The organism is Tsuneonella sp. CC-YZS046, from assembly GCF_035581365.1.
GTDB lineage: Bacteria > Pseudomonadota > Alphaproteobacteria > Sphingomonadales > Sphingomonadaceae > JAWKXU01.
This window is the reverse complement of sequence record NZ_CP141590.1, coordinates 2,320,564-2,335,489: the sequence shown is the minus strand read 5'-3', so window position 1 is coordinate 2,335,489 and position 14,926 is coordinate 2,320,564. Positions and strand designations below refer to the sequence as shown.

The following is a 14,926-nucleotide window of genomic DNA, read 5'->3' as shown; positions in this document are numbered from 1 at the left end:
AATCCGGGGAAGGCCGGGAGAGCATCGCGATCAGTTTGCTCTTGACCAAATGGTCGCAATATTATTTCCTCTACAGGGAGATTTGAAAGGGTCGAAGAACTTCGCCGGAGGCCTCGATTCGCTCGCCCCTGTTGCAGAGGCAATATGCGGTTCATCAAGCCCGTGCGAGGGTTCCAGGCTGTGCCGGGGACGGTACGCCGTTCGAATGCCAATGGATGCACGCGTATCTTTTCGGATATGAAGAAGATTGCGTCACTGAGAGGAGAGAAGGATGACGACTGAAGCAAATGCGCTGGCGGATGCGCTCGGCAAGGCAATCGGGGATCGTGACGTCGAGCAGGTCCGCGCGCTTTATGCCGAGGATATCGTGGTCTGGCATGGCAGCACCAATGTCGAGCAGTCGAAGGAAGAGAACGTCGGGCTGCTGGCGGCGGTCTTCGCCATCACTTCCGAACTCGGTTACAAGGACATTGTGCGTCACGATATCGCGGACGGCGTTGTCCAGCAGCACCGGCTGGCCGGGAAGTTCGACGATGGCAAGCCGATCCCCGACCTGCTGGCCTGCCTCGTCATCAAGACGGCCAGCGGCAAGATCACCCGGATCGACGAATATTTCGACAGCGCCGCTTTCGGCGAGATGGCCGAGCGCCTGCAGGCATTGAGCGCTGAACCGGCGGCCTGATCTCCGGGCCGCCTTGCGGCCGCGGAGCGAAAAGCGCCGGCGTGTGAAGGAGAAAGCGAATGGCCACGCAACTCAAGCAGTTTGAACTGGAGCAACGCGACCATCTGACCGAAAACGCCGGCCTTTCCACCGGCCCCGTTCCCATCGCGCCCTATTACTGCCCGGACTTTTTCGAGCGCGAGAAGAAGCAGATTTTCGAGCGTGCGTGGTTGCTGGTCTGCCGGGAAGAGGAACTGGCGGCGCCCGGCAGCTTCGTGGTGAAGGAATTGCCGCCGACCAGCGTGAATGCGCTGATTACGCGCAGCAAGAGCGGCAAGATCCAGGCATTCCACAACACCTGCTCGCATCGCGGCAGCCAGATCGTCTATGCCACCGAAGGCAGGCAGAGCCGCTTCGTCTGCCCCTATCACCGCTGGACCTACACCAATGAAGGCGACCTGATCGGGGTTACGGACGAGGCGAATTTCTTCAATCTCGACAAGAAGCAGTGCGGCCTGACCAAAATCGCGACCGAGGTCTGGGACGGCTGGGTGTTCCTCAATCTGCAAAGCGAGCCGGAAGTCTCGCTTCACGAATATCTCGGCGATTTCCGCGGCTATTTTGAAGGCTATCAATATCGCGGCGCCGAGCATCCGATCGTTTTCGAGGCCGATCTGAACGTCAATTGGAAGGTGCTTTCGGACGCATTCGCCGAAACCTATCACATCTCCTGCATCCATCCCGGAACCCTGTCCGATGCCTTCACCTCGTCCGCCAACCCCTACGGGCGGTTGCTGGATGCGAAGATCTTCAGCCCGCATCGCGCCGTGTCGATGTTCGGCAACGCCGAATATCAGATGAAGCCGGAAAATCGCGTGGAGCAATTCGCGGCGGCCCTGGGCGAGCGGGGAAGCGTGATCGCCGCGGCGACGAAGGAAGACGCGGCCGGCTATCTCAGCCATCCCGCGGTCAATCCTACCAACTCGGCCAGCTGGTCGATGGACGTGAATCATGTCTTCCCGCATGTGCAGATCGATTCCGGCCCCGGCGGGTTCTGGACTCACTGGTTCTGGCCGCTCAGCCCGAACCGCTCTCGCTATGAAGGCCGGTTCTACATGGCGAAGCCGGAAACCATGACGGAGAGGTTCCTGCAGGAACTGTATATCTCGCGCGTCGTGACCACGATCTGCGAGGATCTGACCAGCATGGAGCGGACCCAGAAGGGCCTGGAATCGGGTGGCAAGCGTTTCATGCAATTGCAGGACAGCGAAATCGCCATTCGCCACCATGTGGAACAATGCGTCCGCTGGGTCGAAGCGGAATCGGTCAGGGAGGCGTTGTCGTGACGGTTATGGAGGCAACCCGTCTTCCCCCGGGCTTCGAAGAACTGGAGCGCTTCGTGGGCCGTTGGACGGGCGCCGACACCGACGCCCGTGTCGCCGCGCGCGAGCAATCCTCGATGGAAGACATCCTGGAGTTCTACGAGGCGATGCTGGCGCGGGCCGGCGATGCGATCAGGCTGATCGACCGCTACCCGCTGCATGACCTGCCGCCGGACGTGGGGCTGCTTTGCCGGATGGTCCTGACCCTGGCGCATGTCGCTTCCGCCGTGGAAATCCTTGGCCAGCCCAGGGTGCCGATGGCCCCGTTCCCGACCGGCCTGAAGACCATCCGGGGGTCCACGCCCTACGGTTGATGCGATTGCCCCCGCCGCAAAGGGACGCATAAGGGCTGGCTTCGGCTAGCCCTTTTTCATGGGGCGCGGCAGGCGCGTCTTGTAGGTTACGGGGCGCAGCGCAAAGCTGCTGGTCACTTGCGCCACGCCGTCGATCCGGGTCAGGCGATGGCGCAGGAATTCCTCAAAGGCTTCCAGCGAAGGCACCAGCACGCGCAATTGATAATCCGCTTCGCCGGTCATCAGGTAACATTCCATCACCTCCGGAATATCCACGATCGCTTGCTCGAAGCGCGCGAGATGCGCGTCGTCCTGGCTGCTGAGACGGATGCGCACGAACGCCGTGACGGCCAGGCCCATCTTCGCGGGATCGACCAGCGCGACATATCCGGCAATGACTCCGGCCTGCTCGAGCCGCTTGGTGCGGCGCAGGCAGGGGCTGGGCGACAAGCCGATGGCGTCGGCGAGATCCTGATTGGTCTGCCGCCCGTCTTCCTGCAGCTGGTCGAGAATGGCCAGATCATGCTCATCCAGAGAATTTGGCAGAATATTGCTCATAGGCTTATCCATAAGGCTATCTCTGCCGCGGTATATGCATTTACAGCATGAATTAGCAAGGACATGCGCCGCTGCTCCGCGCTAGCCTGCAGATAGGAGGAGCGCATGAAAGACCCACGTCCATCTCGCACGGAATTGATCCGCCGCATCGAAGCCATCGACGCTCGCCTGCGCTGGCTGTCGTCATGGATCATCCATAATGCGAACCATATCAGGGAAAGCCGCGATGGGCTGAAGGTCGGCGGGCACCAGGCCAGCTGCGCTTCCATCACCACGATCATGGCCGCGCTCTATTTCCATGCGCTGAGGCCGCAGGACAAGGTGGCGGTCAAGCCCCATGCCGGCCCCGTGCTCCACGCGATCCACTATATGCTCGGCAATCAGAGCCGGGAGCAGCTCGAGCATTTCCGCGCTCTCGGCGGTGCGCAGAGTTATCCTTCGCGCACCAAGGACAAGATCCCGGTCGATTTCTCGACCGGTTCGGTCGGCCTTGGCGTGGCGATCACCGCCTTTTCCAGCCTGGTCCAGGATTACCTTGTCGCGCATGGCCAGCTCAAGGAAAGCGATGCCGGGCGGATGATCGCGCTGATGGGCGATGCGGAGCTGGACGAAGGCAATATCTACGAATGCCTGATCGAAGGGTTCAAGCACGACATCCGCAATTGCTGGTGGATCGTCGATTACAATCGCCAGTCGCTCGACAGCACGACGGCGGACCGGATGTTCCGCCGTTTCGACGACATCTTCGAGACCTGTCATTGGCGGGTGCTGACTCTCAAGCATGGCAAGCGCCAGCGCGAGGTGTTCGCCCGGCCCGGCGGGCAGGCGATCGCCGACTGGATCGACGAATGCCCCAATGCCGAATATGCGGCGCTCACCTATCAGGGCGGCGCGGCCTGGCGCGAGCGGCTGCATAGGGATCTGGCGGGGAACCGGCAGGCGCTGAAGCTGGTCGATTCCTTCGATGACGGGGAACTGAGCGGCTTGATGACCAATCTGGGCGGTCATTGCGTCGAAACCCTGCTCGATGCCTTCGCCGAGGCGGATGACGACAAGCCCACCGTGTTCATCGCCTATACGGTGAAGGGCTATGGCCTGCCGTTCGCGGGCCACAAGGATAACCATGCGGGCCTGATGAACCCCACCCAGCTTGCCGCCTTGCGGGAATCCATGGGAATCGCGGAAGGGGAGGAGTGGGAACCCTTCGCCGGGCTGGGCGACAATGCGGTGGCGGACCTGCAATCCTTCATGGAGCCGGTGAAGGACGTGCTCGCCCGCCATTCGGAGAAGGCGGCGGCGATTCCCGTCCCGTCCCGGCTTCCGGTTCCGGAAGGCAAGGAGCAGTCGACCCAGGCCGCATTCGGCCGCATCCTGCTCGACATCGCGAAATCCGGCGCGCCGCTGGGCGACCGCCTTGTGACCACTTCGCCGGACGTCACCGTTTCCACCAATCTCGGGCCGTTCGTGAACCAGCGCGGGCTGTTTCGCCGCCAGCACCTGAAGGATGTGTTCGCCGGTGCCAAGATTCCATCTCCCCAGAAGTGGGAAGGGCATGAGGCCGGGCAGCATATCGAGCTGGGCATCGCCGAGAACAATCTCTTCCTGATGCTGACCGCGCTGGGCCTGTCCGCCCCGCTGTTCGGTGAAAGGCTGCTGCCGATCGGCACAGTCTATGACCCCTTCATCGCGCGTGGCCTCGATGCGTTGAATTATGGCTGCTACCAGAACTCCCGCTTCCTGCTGGTCGCGACCCCATCCGGCCTCACGCTGGGGCCGGAAGGCGGGGCGCACCAGTCGATCAACCCGCCGCTGATCGCGCTGGGCCAGCCTGGGTTGACCCATTTCGAACCGGCTTTCGTTGACGAGCTGGCGCTGATCATGGGCTGGGCCTTCGATCACATGCAGGCGGATGACGGCGGTTCGGTCTATCTCCGGCTGACCACGCGTGCGATCGAGCAGATCGAGCGGACGGACGAGAGCTGGGCCGAGCAGGCCTTGCAAGGCGGCTACTGGCTGAAGGAACCGGCAAGCGATGCGGATGCGGCGATTGTTTTTTCCGGGGCACTGGCGCCGGAAGCATTGGCCGCATGGGACGCGCTGCAGGAAGATTTGCCGGGCCTGGGCCTGCTCAATGTGACCTCGCCGGACCTGCTGCATCGGGAATGGTCGGCTGCCAAGGCCGCGCGCTGGAAAGGTGAGGCTGCGGCACCATCGCATATCGAGCGGCTGCTGCGCCGGCTGGCGCCCCACGCGGGCCTGGTCACGATCCTCGATGGCGCCCCTGCCGCTCTGTCCTGGCTGGGCGGGGTGCGCGGCCAGAAGGTCAGCCCGCTGGGGATCGACCGGTTCGGCCAGACCGGGGATTTGCCGGATCTCTATCGTGAATACCGGCTCGATTCCGACGCGATCATGGATGCCGCTGCGGAGCTTTTCCTTCCGCAATAAGGGGCTGGGCGTGAGCGCGCTCAGCCAGCCAGCAGCAGCGGTTTCAGATCGGGCTTGGTGACCTTGCCCATGGCGTTGCGCGGCAGCGCCTGCGTGAAGCGGATGCGCTTGGGGATCTTGTAGGCGGACAGCTTCCCTTCGCACCATTCCTTGAGCGCCTCGGGGGTCAGGTCTGTGCCTTCGCGCGCCACGATGACCGCGCCCACGGCCTCGCCCCAGACATCGTCGGCCACACCGATCACGGCGATTTCCGCGATACCGGGGTGGTCCAGCAGCACGCCTTCGATCTCCAGCGCGGACAGCTTGTAGCCGCCCGACTTGATGATATCGATCGAGGTGCGGCCCATGATGCGGTAATAGCCGTTCTCGACCACCGCCATGTCACCGGTGCGGAACCAGCCGTCCACGAAGCTTTCCTGCGTGGCCTTGGGATTGTCCCAATATTCCAGGAAGACATTCGCGCCCTTGATGTGGATTTCGCCGGGCACGCCTTCTTCCGTGATGGCCGCTCCATCCTCGCCCGCCAGCATGACTTGCACGCCCGGCAACGGCTGGCCGACATATCCGGCGCGGCGTTCGCCGTGATAGGGGTTGGAAATCGCCATGCCGATCTCGGTCATGCCGTAGCGCTCCAGCAGCACTTGTCCGGTGCGCGCCTTCCATTGCTCGAACAGCGGCACGGGGCAGGCGGCGGAGCCGGAGACATTGAGCCGCATCGCCTCGAAGCCATCGCCAATGCGACGGGCTTCCGCGGGTTCCAGCCCGTCGAGATACTGCAGCATTTTCACATAGATGGTCGGCACCGCCATGAATACGCTATAGGCGCCCGCTGCCGCTTCCGCCGCGATCCTGCCCGCATCGAATTTCGGGAAAAGATCCACTTTCGCGCCGGCCCAGAGCGCGCAGCTCAACACATTGATGATCCCGTGGACGTGGTGCAGCGGCAGAAACAGCGGGATCGCGTCGTCTTCGCTCCAGGCCCAGGCATCCAGCAGGGTGGTGATCTGGGCCGCGATATTGGCGTGGGTGGTGACCACGCCCTTGGGCTTGTTGGTGGTGCCGCTGGTGAACACCATCATGGCGCGGCGTTCCGGGGCAATCGCTGGGAGCGGTGCGATCTCGTCCGCCAGCAGGCCGGAAACCTCAAGCAATTCAATGCCAAGCCGATCGCACAAATCGCGCAGCAAAGGGTGATTTTCGGCGCTTGCCACCAGCCGGGTTACCCGCGCGCAGCTGAGATAATGATCCAGCTCGGCGAGCGCAGAAGCGACGTTGAGCGGCACCGAGATGGCCCCGGCGCGCCACACACCATGCATGACGGTGACATAATCGAGGCTGGCGGGCAGGAAGAAGGCGATCCGCTCTTCCTCCAGGTCCTGCCGGGTTCCGAGCAGGCCGCTGGCGAAGCGATCGATCCGCCCGTTCAACTCGCCATAGCCGATCGCGCGGCCCTGTTCGACCAGCGCGATCCGGCTATTGCCTTCGCGCAAGTGGGGGAAGGGGGTGGGGTGCATGGCATCCTTCTTTATCGGATCGTTTGGTCTGCCTGTCCGATATAGCGCGGATGCGGCGCGGGCAATCTTCCGGCGTTATCGGCTAGAGCGAAAGCAGCGCGGGATCGCCCCCCTGCGCCATGATGTTCACCGAGACCGAGCGCTCGTTGCAATAGCGGGTCAGCGCATGCGGGCCGCCTGCCTTCGGGCCGGTGCCGGAGAGGCCGAGGCCGCCGAAGGGCTGCACCCCCACCACCGCGCCGATCATGGAGCGGTTGATGTAGATGTTCCCCGCCGGAACCAGCGCCTCGATCTCCCGCGCGAAATGATCGAGCCGGCTGTGGATGCCGAGCGTCAGCCCATAGCCCCGGTTTGCCAGCCGCCTCGCATGATCCGGCAGGTCCTGCGCGGCGTAGCGGCAGACATGGAGGATCGGGCCGAACACTTCGCGCTCGAGGAAATCGGGTTCCGCGACTTCCGCGATAATCGGCCCGAAGAAATGTCCCTGCTGCGTGGATACGGGATGCCGGGCGATGATCCGCGCTTCCCGCTCCAGCCTTGCGACATGGGCTTCGAGGGCCTCAACCGCCTCGCCATCAATGATCGGTCCGATGTCGGTTTCCGGATACGCGGAATCGCCCACGATCCGCGTCGACAGCGCCCCCGCAAGTCCGGCAATGATCTCGTCCGCGCTTTCTTCCGGCAGGAACAGCATCCGGAGGGCGGAGCAGCGCTGCCCGGCCGAACCGAAGGCCGAGAGCAGCACATCGTCGATCACCTGCTCGCGCAGGGCGGTGGTATCGACGAACATGGCGTTCAGGCCGCCCGTTTCCGCGATGAACGGGATGATCGGTCCGTCCCGCTGGGCAATGGCGCGGTTGATTGCCCAGGCCGTATCGGTGCCGCCGGTGAAGGCCACGCCATTGATGGCCGGATGAGAAACCAGCGCCGCGCCCAGTCCGTCGCCGGGCAGCAAGGCCAGCAAACCCGGTTCCAGCCCGGCTGCATGGAACAGGCGGACCGCTTCCGCCGCGATCAGCGGAGTCTGCTCGGCCGGCTTGGCGATCACCGCATTGCCCGCCGCCAGCGCCGCCGCGATCTGGCCGGTGAAGATCGAGAGCGGGAAGTTCCAGGGCGAGATGCAGGCGAAGATGCCGCGCCCGAAAACCTGCCAGCGGTTGGTTTCCCCCACCGGCCCACGCAGGCTCACCAGCTCGAACTGCCGTTCGGCCAGTTGGGCGTAATAGCGGCAGAAATCCACCGCCTCACGCACTTCCCCGGTCGCATCGGCTAGGGTCTTACCCGCTTCGACCGTCAGAAGCGCGCATAGCTTGTCCGAATTGTTCTCCAGCGCTGCGCCCATGGCGCGCAGCACTTCGGCGCGCCGCTTGCCGCCGGCCCGATCCCATCCGGGCTGTTCGCGCCGGGCCGCCGTGGCGGCAAGGGCGATGTCGGCCGGTTCCGCCGCGATCACCTGCCCGATCGCTTGCGTGGTGTTGGCGGGATTCACCATCGGAGCAGGGGCGCCGCCCGATGCCTTGCCGTCGATCAGCGGGGCGGCGCGCCAAACGTTCGTCGCAGCCTTGCGCGCCCCATCGTGGGCTTTTTCCCGCACCGCAGCCTGGCTGAGGTCGCGCCCCGCCGAATTGAGCCGGTCGGGCCGATAGAGATCGCGGGGCGGGGGAATGCGCGGATGGCGGGCAGGGGCTGCCTCGACCTGCGCAATCGGATCGGCCACGATCCGCGCGGCGGGAATATCCTCGTCCAGCAAGGCGTGGACGAACGAGCTGTTCGCCCCGTTTTCCAGCAGGCGCCGCACCAGATAGGGCAGCAATTGCTCATGGCCGCCGACCGGGGCGTAAACGCGCAGGGACGCCGCGCCATAAAGCTGCGCCGCCGCCGCATGGAGCGCTTCGCCCATCCCGTGCAATCGTTGGTATTCGACCGTGGCCCCGCCCTCCTGCACCATGTGGCGGATCGCGGCCAGCGTATGCGCGTTATGGGTCGCGAATTGCGGATAGAGCGCCGGGCCGGCGGCGATCAGCGCGCGGGCGCAGGCGAGATAGGACAGGTCGGTCGCCGGTTTGGTGGTGAACACCGGATAGTCCGGCATCCCGCCCAGTTGCGCGGCCTTGATCTCGCTGTCCCAGTAGGCGCCCTTGACCAGCCGCACCATCAGCCGGCGGCCGGTGTTCCGCGCCAGCCCGGCCAGCGCTTCGATCACCGCCAGCCCCCGCTTCTGATAGGCCTGCACCGCGAGGCCCAGCCCTTTCCACTCGCCCAGCTCCGGCTCGCGCGTCAGCCGGTCGATCAGCTTGAGCGACAGCACCAGCCGGTCGGCTTCCTCGGCATCGACGGTCAGGTTGATGTCGTGCCGGGCGGCTGCGATCGCCAGCGATTTGAGCCGGGGGTACAGCTCGTTCCACACTCGCGCTTCCTGCGCGGCTTCATAGCGTGGGCTGAGGGCGGACAGCTTGACCGAGATGCCGTGGCCCGCCTTCGGCCCGGAACCGGCCGAGGCCGCGCCCACTGCTGCTATGGCGTCCGCATAGAGCGCGGCGTAATCGGCCGCGTCGTCGGGCGTGCGCGCGCCTTCGCCCAGCATGTCGAAGGAACAGGTCAGGCCTTCGCGGCGGGCGCGATCCAGCGCGCTTTCTATCGAGCGGCCCAGCACGAACTGCTCGCCCATGATCCGCATGGCCGCCGCCACCGCTTGCCGGATCATCGGCTCGCCGATCCGTGCCGACAGGCGCTTGAGCAACCCCGGAATATCCCGCCGGGTCGCCTGATCGACATCCACCAGCTTGCCGGTGAGCATCAGGCCCCAGGTCGATGCATTGACGAACAGGCTGTCCGACTGGCCGAGATGGCTGGCCCAGTCGGCCATGCCGATCTTTTCCGCGATCAGCAGGTCGCGCGTCCTTTCGTCGGGTGTGCGCAGCAGGGCTTCGGCCAGGCACATCAGCGCCAGCCCTTCCGGCGTGGCCAGCGAAAATTCCTGCAGGAAGCTCTCGACCACCCCGCTGCGCTTCGCCGCCGCGCGGGTCCGCTCCACCAGCAGCATGGCATCGCGCTCCACCATGGCGCGAACGTCGCCTGACAAGGGAGCCTGCGCCAGCAGCCCGGCCAGCGCCGCCCCCTCTTCCTCGAACTTCCGCGCATCGAGCAGATCCCATTCATTCGGTTCGGTCATCGCGTGCTCCGGCGCAGTTTCGGCAGATCTTCCGCTGTCAGCATATCCCAGTTCGAGCCCGTTGCGCGAGCGGACGTTCACCGGAAACGGAGTATCGACTTATGGGCGCATCGCTGGAACGGGACGGTCATTTTGAAGTCTGGATGTCACGAAATGGGATCACGGCAAGCGCATGGCGTGATGCCGATTCCGGAGATGGGAAGTGCAGGACATGTTGGATAGCAGCTTCGCGGTGGAGCTGTATGGCCAGTGCCGGAACGATACGGGCGCTGATCGCCCTGTGATCGTATCGGAGCTTTCGAACCGCTATTGCCGTATTCGCGAGCAGCTGAGAGAATTGAAATGCGGAGCGAAGATCCGCCTCTGGATCGGAGCGATCGGCCCTATCGAATCCATCGTCGGCAAGGACGACCGGAATGGGCAGACGATCGACTTTCTGGCGCCGCTGGACCCGGCCATAGTGCATCATTTCGCGGCTTGAGCGGGCCGGAACGGTTTGCGGGGATGCCCCGTTCGGTCAGGCCTCGCGGAACATGGCCCAGGAAGCATTGCGGATGCGGATGATGGTGGCCAGCAGCTTCCCGTCCTCCTGCAGTTCCACGCTCCGGTTCGCGACGTCCCGCGATATCAGCGACAGCGCTTCCTTGGCGCTTCTGGCCTCCAGCTCGATTCTCTGGCTTACGCCATGGCCGTCGTCGGTCAGTATCAACCTGTAAGTGCGCATTCGGTTTGCTCCTCAACGAATACAAGATCCGCCCAGGGCATCCCCATGTGAACCCAATGCCGGAAATCCGGCATTGTCCCATCCAGCCGGGCCTTGCTGTCCGGCCCTTTCATTCTCGCCTTGCCTGTGTTGTCTCATCATCGGTTTCCGGAATTTCATGCGAGAAGTTTCACGTTCTGGCTCTGGCCGCGCGGCACGATCAGGATGTCGTCTCCTGACGCGACGATAATCAACCCTTCCACGCCGATCGCGGAAACGCGGACGCGGTCGCTGCAGATCAGGTTCTCCGAGGCGCCGATGTGCCGGAATTCTCCGCGCACGACATTGCCCGCCTCATCCGGCCGTCCGATCTCGTGCAGCGCGTCCCAACTGCCGACATCGGACCAGCCCATCGCCACCGGCACGGTCGCGACCTTTTCCGCCTTCTCCATTACCGCATAGTCGATGCTGTCGGATGGGGAGGCGGCGAAGGCCGTGGCTTCCGGATGGATATGCTGGCCGATACGGTTCGCGCCGGACATCGCCATGTTGGCGGCTTCCAGCATGGCCGGGGCATGGGTGCCCAGCGCATCCAGGAAAGCGGACGCCCGGAACAGGAAGATTCCGCCGTTCCAATAGTGATGGCCTGCATCCAGCATGGCCTGGGCGGCCGCGCGATCTGGCTTTTCGATGAAGCGGCTGACCGCATGTCCGCCCGCGGCGAGCGGTTCGGCGGCGGCGATATAGCCATAGCCGGTTTCCGGCCCGGTCGGGTCTATCCCGAAAGTCACCAGCCAGCCTTCGCCCGCCAGCTTCGCGGCCGTGGCGATGGCGCGGCCGAACGCCTCGAGATCCGCGATCGCATGGTCGCTGGGCATGACCAGCAGCAGGCTCTCCGGTTCCGGGGCCGCCAGCGCGGCGATGGCGATGGCAGGCGCGGTATTGCGCGCGCAGGGTTCGAGCAGGATCAGGGCGTCCTCCACGCCCGCTTCGGCAAGCTGCGCGTCGATCAGGCTGGCGTGGCTGGCATTGGCCACGATGATCGGCGCGGCGAAGCTGTCGCGGCCGGCCGTGCGCTGCACGGTGAGCTGGAACATCGTCCGCTCGTCGGTCAGCGGCAGGAACTGCTTGGGGCGCTGCGGGGTGGACAAGGGCCACAGCCGCGTGCCGCCGCCGCCGGAGAGGATCACAGGTGTAATCAGGCCCATTGTTGTTCGATCTCCGAGGTGACGAATGCGTGATGCGGCGTATCGCGGCACGGGAATGTGGCGAGGGACGCGATGATTTCCGGCTTTTCCGGCCTCGCCCCTGCCACGGGCAATACGGCTTTTCGCAATCGCTTCATCGCTGGACTCCTGAATGCATTCGAGACTTCCAGCAGGGCATCATAGGCTCGCGACCCCCGGTTGGGCTGGCTTTGCGCTGTGCAGATTGCCGTCGAACGCGATCCAGGAGCGGTTCCTGGCATCCAGGCATTGTGCAGGGTTTTTGCGCGGAAAATGCTCGCAGTCCCAGAAGGTGCGTTCCACGCCGGTGCGGCGGTCCCGCACATAGAGAAAGGCGATGTCGCCGCCTGGGGCGGAGCCGAGCACCTTGCAGAAGGCTTGCCCGCCGCACATGCCCAGCGCGGCCATCGCCGGCGCGCCCGCGCTTGCCGAGAGCGAGACATCGAGCCGGAAGGTGGATTTCTGGCCGGGGCTTGCGGCCAGCGGGGCCGGAGCGGAAGGCACCGCGAAGGCGGCGGCGAATGTAGCCGAGCCGGGGTTCGGCGGGGTGCCGTCCGGTGCAGCGGGTTGCTCGCCGTCTGCCAGCATCGCCTCGCCGCGGTGAAACGGCGAAAGGCCGGCGAGGGCGGGAATCGCGGGTTCCTCCCCGCTATAGGACTGGCGCATGGCCTGCGCGCCGCCCCAGCTGCCGCGCCAGCGGAAGAACAGATGCGTGTCGACCCGGGCCAGCTTGTCCAGCGCCGCGCTCCACACCGGATGCACCCAGTCGGTATGGTAATGCGTGGCCAGTCCCACTTCCCGGTCGACCGCCCCTTCGAGCATGGCCCGCGCTTCGGATCGGGCGCGGGCGAAGGCGGTGTCGGATGGTACGCGCTGCATCGCGCCGTCGCAGGTAAAGGTGAACTGGCAGCCGGTTCGCCGTTCCGAGCCCTGGAACACCACGCCGCAGACGCTGGCGGGGAAGGCGGGGTGGCGGACCCGGTTCAGCACGACCTGCGCCACCGCGCGCTGGCCGCGTGCGTCGTTGCCCGCCTCATACCACATGGCGCTGGCGAGGCAGTCGACCGCGCGCTCCCTGGTTTCCATACTGCCGCTGAAGGCGAAGGGTTTGGCGATCGCGCCCAGGCCGGGCGCGAAGGGTATGGAAGAATTTATCAGCCTTGCCTTGTCCTGGCCGATGGGCGCGAAGATCAGCGGTTCGGCCTGGGGCAGGCCGGCAAGGCCGGATGGATCGGCGCGCCAGTTTCCGCCATCCACGGCATTCGCCGTGCCATGGCCGGGCAGCGTTTGCGGCGGGTTGAGACTGGGAAGCAGGAGAAGCAGCGCCGGGGCGCCTAACAACCGCAATTTGAAGGCCGTACCGAACAAAGGTCCACCTCAATGCTGCAGTGCGCGCAGGCCGATATGGCCCGCATCCTGCCACGACTCACGATTATACTGCATTGCAGCATGAAGCCAAGGGCGTTTGCCGCAGGAATGGCGCGCTCTATCCTGCAGGCTTTGCGGGATGGAAGATTTATCGATATTTTTCATATAAATATTTGCGGCCTGCGGCGGGTTTCCCGAGATGGGACGCTTTTGTGCCGTGCAGAAGAATCCTGTTGCATTGCAAAAGAAATCACTATCTACTTCGGATGTCGCTGCTGCACTGCAGGGCGATTCTTAATCTTGAATTCGGCGCTTCCTTGCGTTTGGCCATGCCCCTGATGCTGCGTGGCCGACCCCGAAAAGGATGAACGGCTTTGAGCAACGCCCTTTCGACTGCTGAACGCCGCCAGGCTCTGGCGCATTGCCCGGAAATCGACAGCCTACGCGCGCTGGCCATGATCGGCGTGGTGGCGATGCATTGCAAGCTCCTGCCGTTCGGATGGGCTGGCGTCTGGCTGTTCTTCGTCATCTCCGGCTATGTGGTGACGCTCTCTATCGCCCGGGCGCATGATCCGAATTTTCCTGTCCGGGGTGTGGCAAACTTCGCGAAGCATCGCATAGGCAGGATTCTTCCGCCCTATTACGCCTATTTGCTGGCGGGGCTTGCGTTCAGCTTCATCGCGGCCGTGCCGCAGCCCAGGGAAGCCATCCTCTCGCTGTTCGGCTTCTATCACAATGTCGAAATGGCCACGGGCAACGGGGAGCTCAGGTTTTGGCCGGTCGGGCACCTCTGGACGATTTCGGCCGAGATGCAGTTCTATCTCCTCTACGGCCTGGTGGCGTATTTCGCGCCGCTATGGGTGACCAAGCGGGTGCTGTGGGCCTGCGTGATCCTGGCCCCGCTCGGCCGCCTGCTGGTGGGGACACTGCTGGCCGGGGGCGATCCGGAAGCGGTCGCCTACCTCATCTATTCCGCGCCGGGGCTGCATTTCGACAGTTTCGCGATCGGCTGCCTGTTCGCGCTGTCCCGGCTCACCACCCCTCTGGACCGTATGCTTTGGCCGATCGTGCGGATCGGCGGCCTTGCGATCACGCTCTATGTCGCGACCTTCGTGGCGATCAACATCTTGGTGCGGGATCGCGCCGGGCTGGAAGTGATCCGCGACGTGGTTTCCGGCATATTATACGGCGAGGGCCGTGAGGTCTTCCTCTATACGGCGCTGGCGCTGGTGTCTCTCGCCCTGCTTGCCTTGACCGTGGCGCGTCACCCATTCGTGCAGCCGATCACCGGGTTGAAAATCCTGCAATGGATCGGGCGGATTTCCTATGGCTGCTATATCTATCATTCGCTGTGCATTCGCGTGGCCGGTTTCATCATCCGGGGCGGGAAATGGCATGGCGCGGATTTCTCGATTCCCGAACGAGTTCTGCTATTCGTCCTCGCGCTTGCTCTCACACTCGCCATCGCCCAGCTTTCCTATCGATTCCTGGAAAAGCCGGCCATGGCCTTCATGAAGCGCTGGCGTTCGTCGAACGGCGAAGCCTCGGGTTTCAACGCTTCCGGAGAAGCGAAACTCGCCGGGTCCGATCGCTGATTGCGGCGG

14 protein-coding genes are annotated in these 14,926 nt (G+C 64.3%); 6 read left to right on the top strand and 8 right to left on the bottom strand.

Annotated elements, in window-relative coordinates; all coding sequences use genetic code 11:
* Nucleotides 1–271 precede the first annotated feature (271 nt).
* The 3 genes from U8326_RS11440 to U8326_RS11430 are packed head-to-tail and all read left to right on the top strand — an operon-like array spanning nt 272 to nt 2,357.
* The gene (locus U8326_RS11440; RefSeq protein WP_324740420.1) at nt 272–682 is read left to right on the top strand and encodes a nuclear transport factor 2 family protein; all 411 of its coding nucleotides are present in this window, start codon (nt 272–274) and stop codon (nt 680–682) included.
* A 59-nt stretch (nt 683–741) separates the two neighbouring features.
* On the top strand, nt 742–2,007 hold the full coding sequence (locus tag U8326_RS11435) for an aromatic ring-hydroxylating dioxygenase subunit alpha (RefSeq protein ID WP_324740419.1): 1,266 nt from the start codon (nt 742–744) through the stop codon (nt 2,005–2,007).
* On the top strand, nt 2,004–2,357 hold the full coding sequence (locus tag U8326_RS11430) for a hypothetical protein (protein WP_324740417.1): 354 nt from the start codon (nt 2,004–2,006) through the stop codon (nt 2,355–2,357). The genes U8326_RS11435 and U8326_RS11430 overlap by 4 nt, the downstream gene beginning before the upstream one ends.
* Before the next feature lie 45 nt (nt 2,358–2,402).
* On the opposite strand, the gene U8326_RS11425 is transcribed toward U8326_RS11430, so the two are convergent.
* Complete coding sequence (locus tag U8326_RS11425) at nt 2,403–2,894, bottom strand: Lrp/AsnC family transcriptional regulator (protein ID WP_324740416.1); 492 nt, start codon at nt 2,892–2,894, stop codon at nt 2,403–2,405.
* A gap of 105 nt (nt 2,895–2,999) precedes the next feature.
* On the opposite strand from U8326_RS11425, the gene U8326_RS11420 reads away from it, so the two are divergent.
* Nucleotides 3,000–5,339, top strand: coding sequence for a transketolase (locus U8326_RS11420; protein ID WP_324740415.1), 2,340 nt, complete (start codon nt 3,000–3,002; stop codon nt 5,337–5,339).
* A 20-nt stretch (nt 5,340–5,359) separates the two neighbouring features.
* On the opposite strand, the gene U8326_RS11415 is transcribed toward U8326_RS11420, so the two are convergent.
* Entirely contained in the window at nt 5,360–6,853 is a 1,494-nt protein-coding gene (locus U8326_RS11415; RefSeq protein ID WP_324740414.1) for an acyl-CoA synthetase, read from the bottom strand.
* Nucleotides 6,854–6,935: 82 nt separating this feature from the next.
* A complete protein-coding gene (putA, locus tag U8326_RS11410; protein WP_324740413.1) occupies nt 6,936–10,025 on the bottom strand; it encodes a bifunctional proline dehydrogenase/L-glutamate gamma-semialdehyde dehydrogenase PutA in 3,090 nt (1,029 codons plus the stop codon).
* 202 nt (nt 10,026–10,227) lie between these two features.
* Between putA and U8326_RS11405 the strand changes: the two genes are divergently transcribed.
* Nucleotides 10,228–10,506, top strand: coding sequence for a hypothetical protein (locus tag U8326_RS11405; protein WP_324740412.1), 279 nt, complete (start codon nt 10,228–10,230; stop codon nt 10,504–10,506).
* Between the two features lie 36 nt (nt 10,507–10,542).
* Here U8326_RS11405 and U8326_RS11400 read toward each other — a convergent pair whose 3' ends face one another.
* From U8326_RS11400 to U8326_RS11380, 5 genes are all read right to left on the bottom strand, one after another.
* Entirely contained in the window at nt 10,543–10,749 is a 207-nt protein-coding gene (locus U8326_RS11400; RefSeq protein WP_324740411.1) for a hypothetical protein, read from the bottom strand.
* A 155-nt stretch (nt 10,750–10,904) separates the two neighbouring features.
* Complete coding sequence (locus U8326_RS11395) at nt 10,905–11,936, bottom strand: mannose-1-phosphate guanylyltransferase/mannose-6-phosphate isomerase (RefSeq protein ID WP_324740409.1); 1,032 nt, start codon at nt 11,934–11,936, stop codon at nt 10,905–10,907.
* A complete protein-coding gene (locus tag U8326_RS11390) occupies nt 11,927–12,073 on the bottom strand; it encodes a hypothetical protein (RefSeq protein WP_324740408.1) in 147 nt (48 codons plus the stop codon). The genes U8326_RS11395 and U8326_RS11390 overlap by 10 nt, the downstream gene beginning before the upstream one ends.
* A gap of 40 nt (nt 12,074–12,113) precedes the next feature.
* On the bottom strand, nt 12,114–13,301 hold the full coding sequence (locus U8326_RS11385) for a cell wall hydrolase (protein WP_324740407.1): 1,188 nt from the start codon (nt 13,299–13,301) through the stop codon (nt 12,114–12,116).
* A gap of 30 nt (nt 13,302–13,331) precedes the next feature.
* Complete coding sequence (locus U8326_RS11380) at nt 13,332–13,487, bottom strand: hypothetical protein (RefSeq protein WP_324740406.1); 156 nt, start codon at nt 13,485–13,487, stop codon at nt 13,332–13,334.
* Between the two features lie 209 nt (nt 13,488–13,696).
* On the opposite strand from U8326_RS11380, the gene U8326_RS11375 reads away from it, so the two are divergent.
* Nucleotides 13,697–14,917, top strand: coding sequence for an acyltransferase (locus tag U8326_RS11375; protein ID WP_324740405.1), 1,221 nt, complete (start codon nt 13,697–13,699; stop codon nt 14,915–14,917).
* Nucleotides 14,918–14,926: the final 9 nt, after the last annotated feature.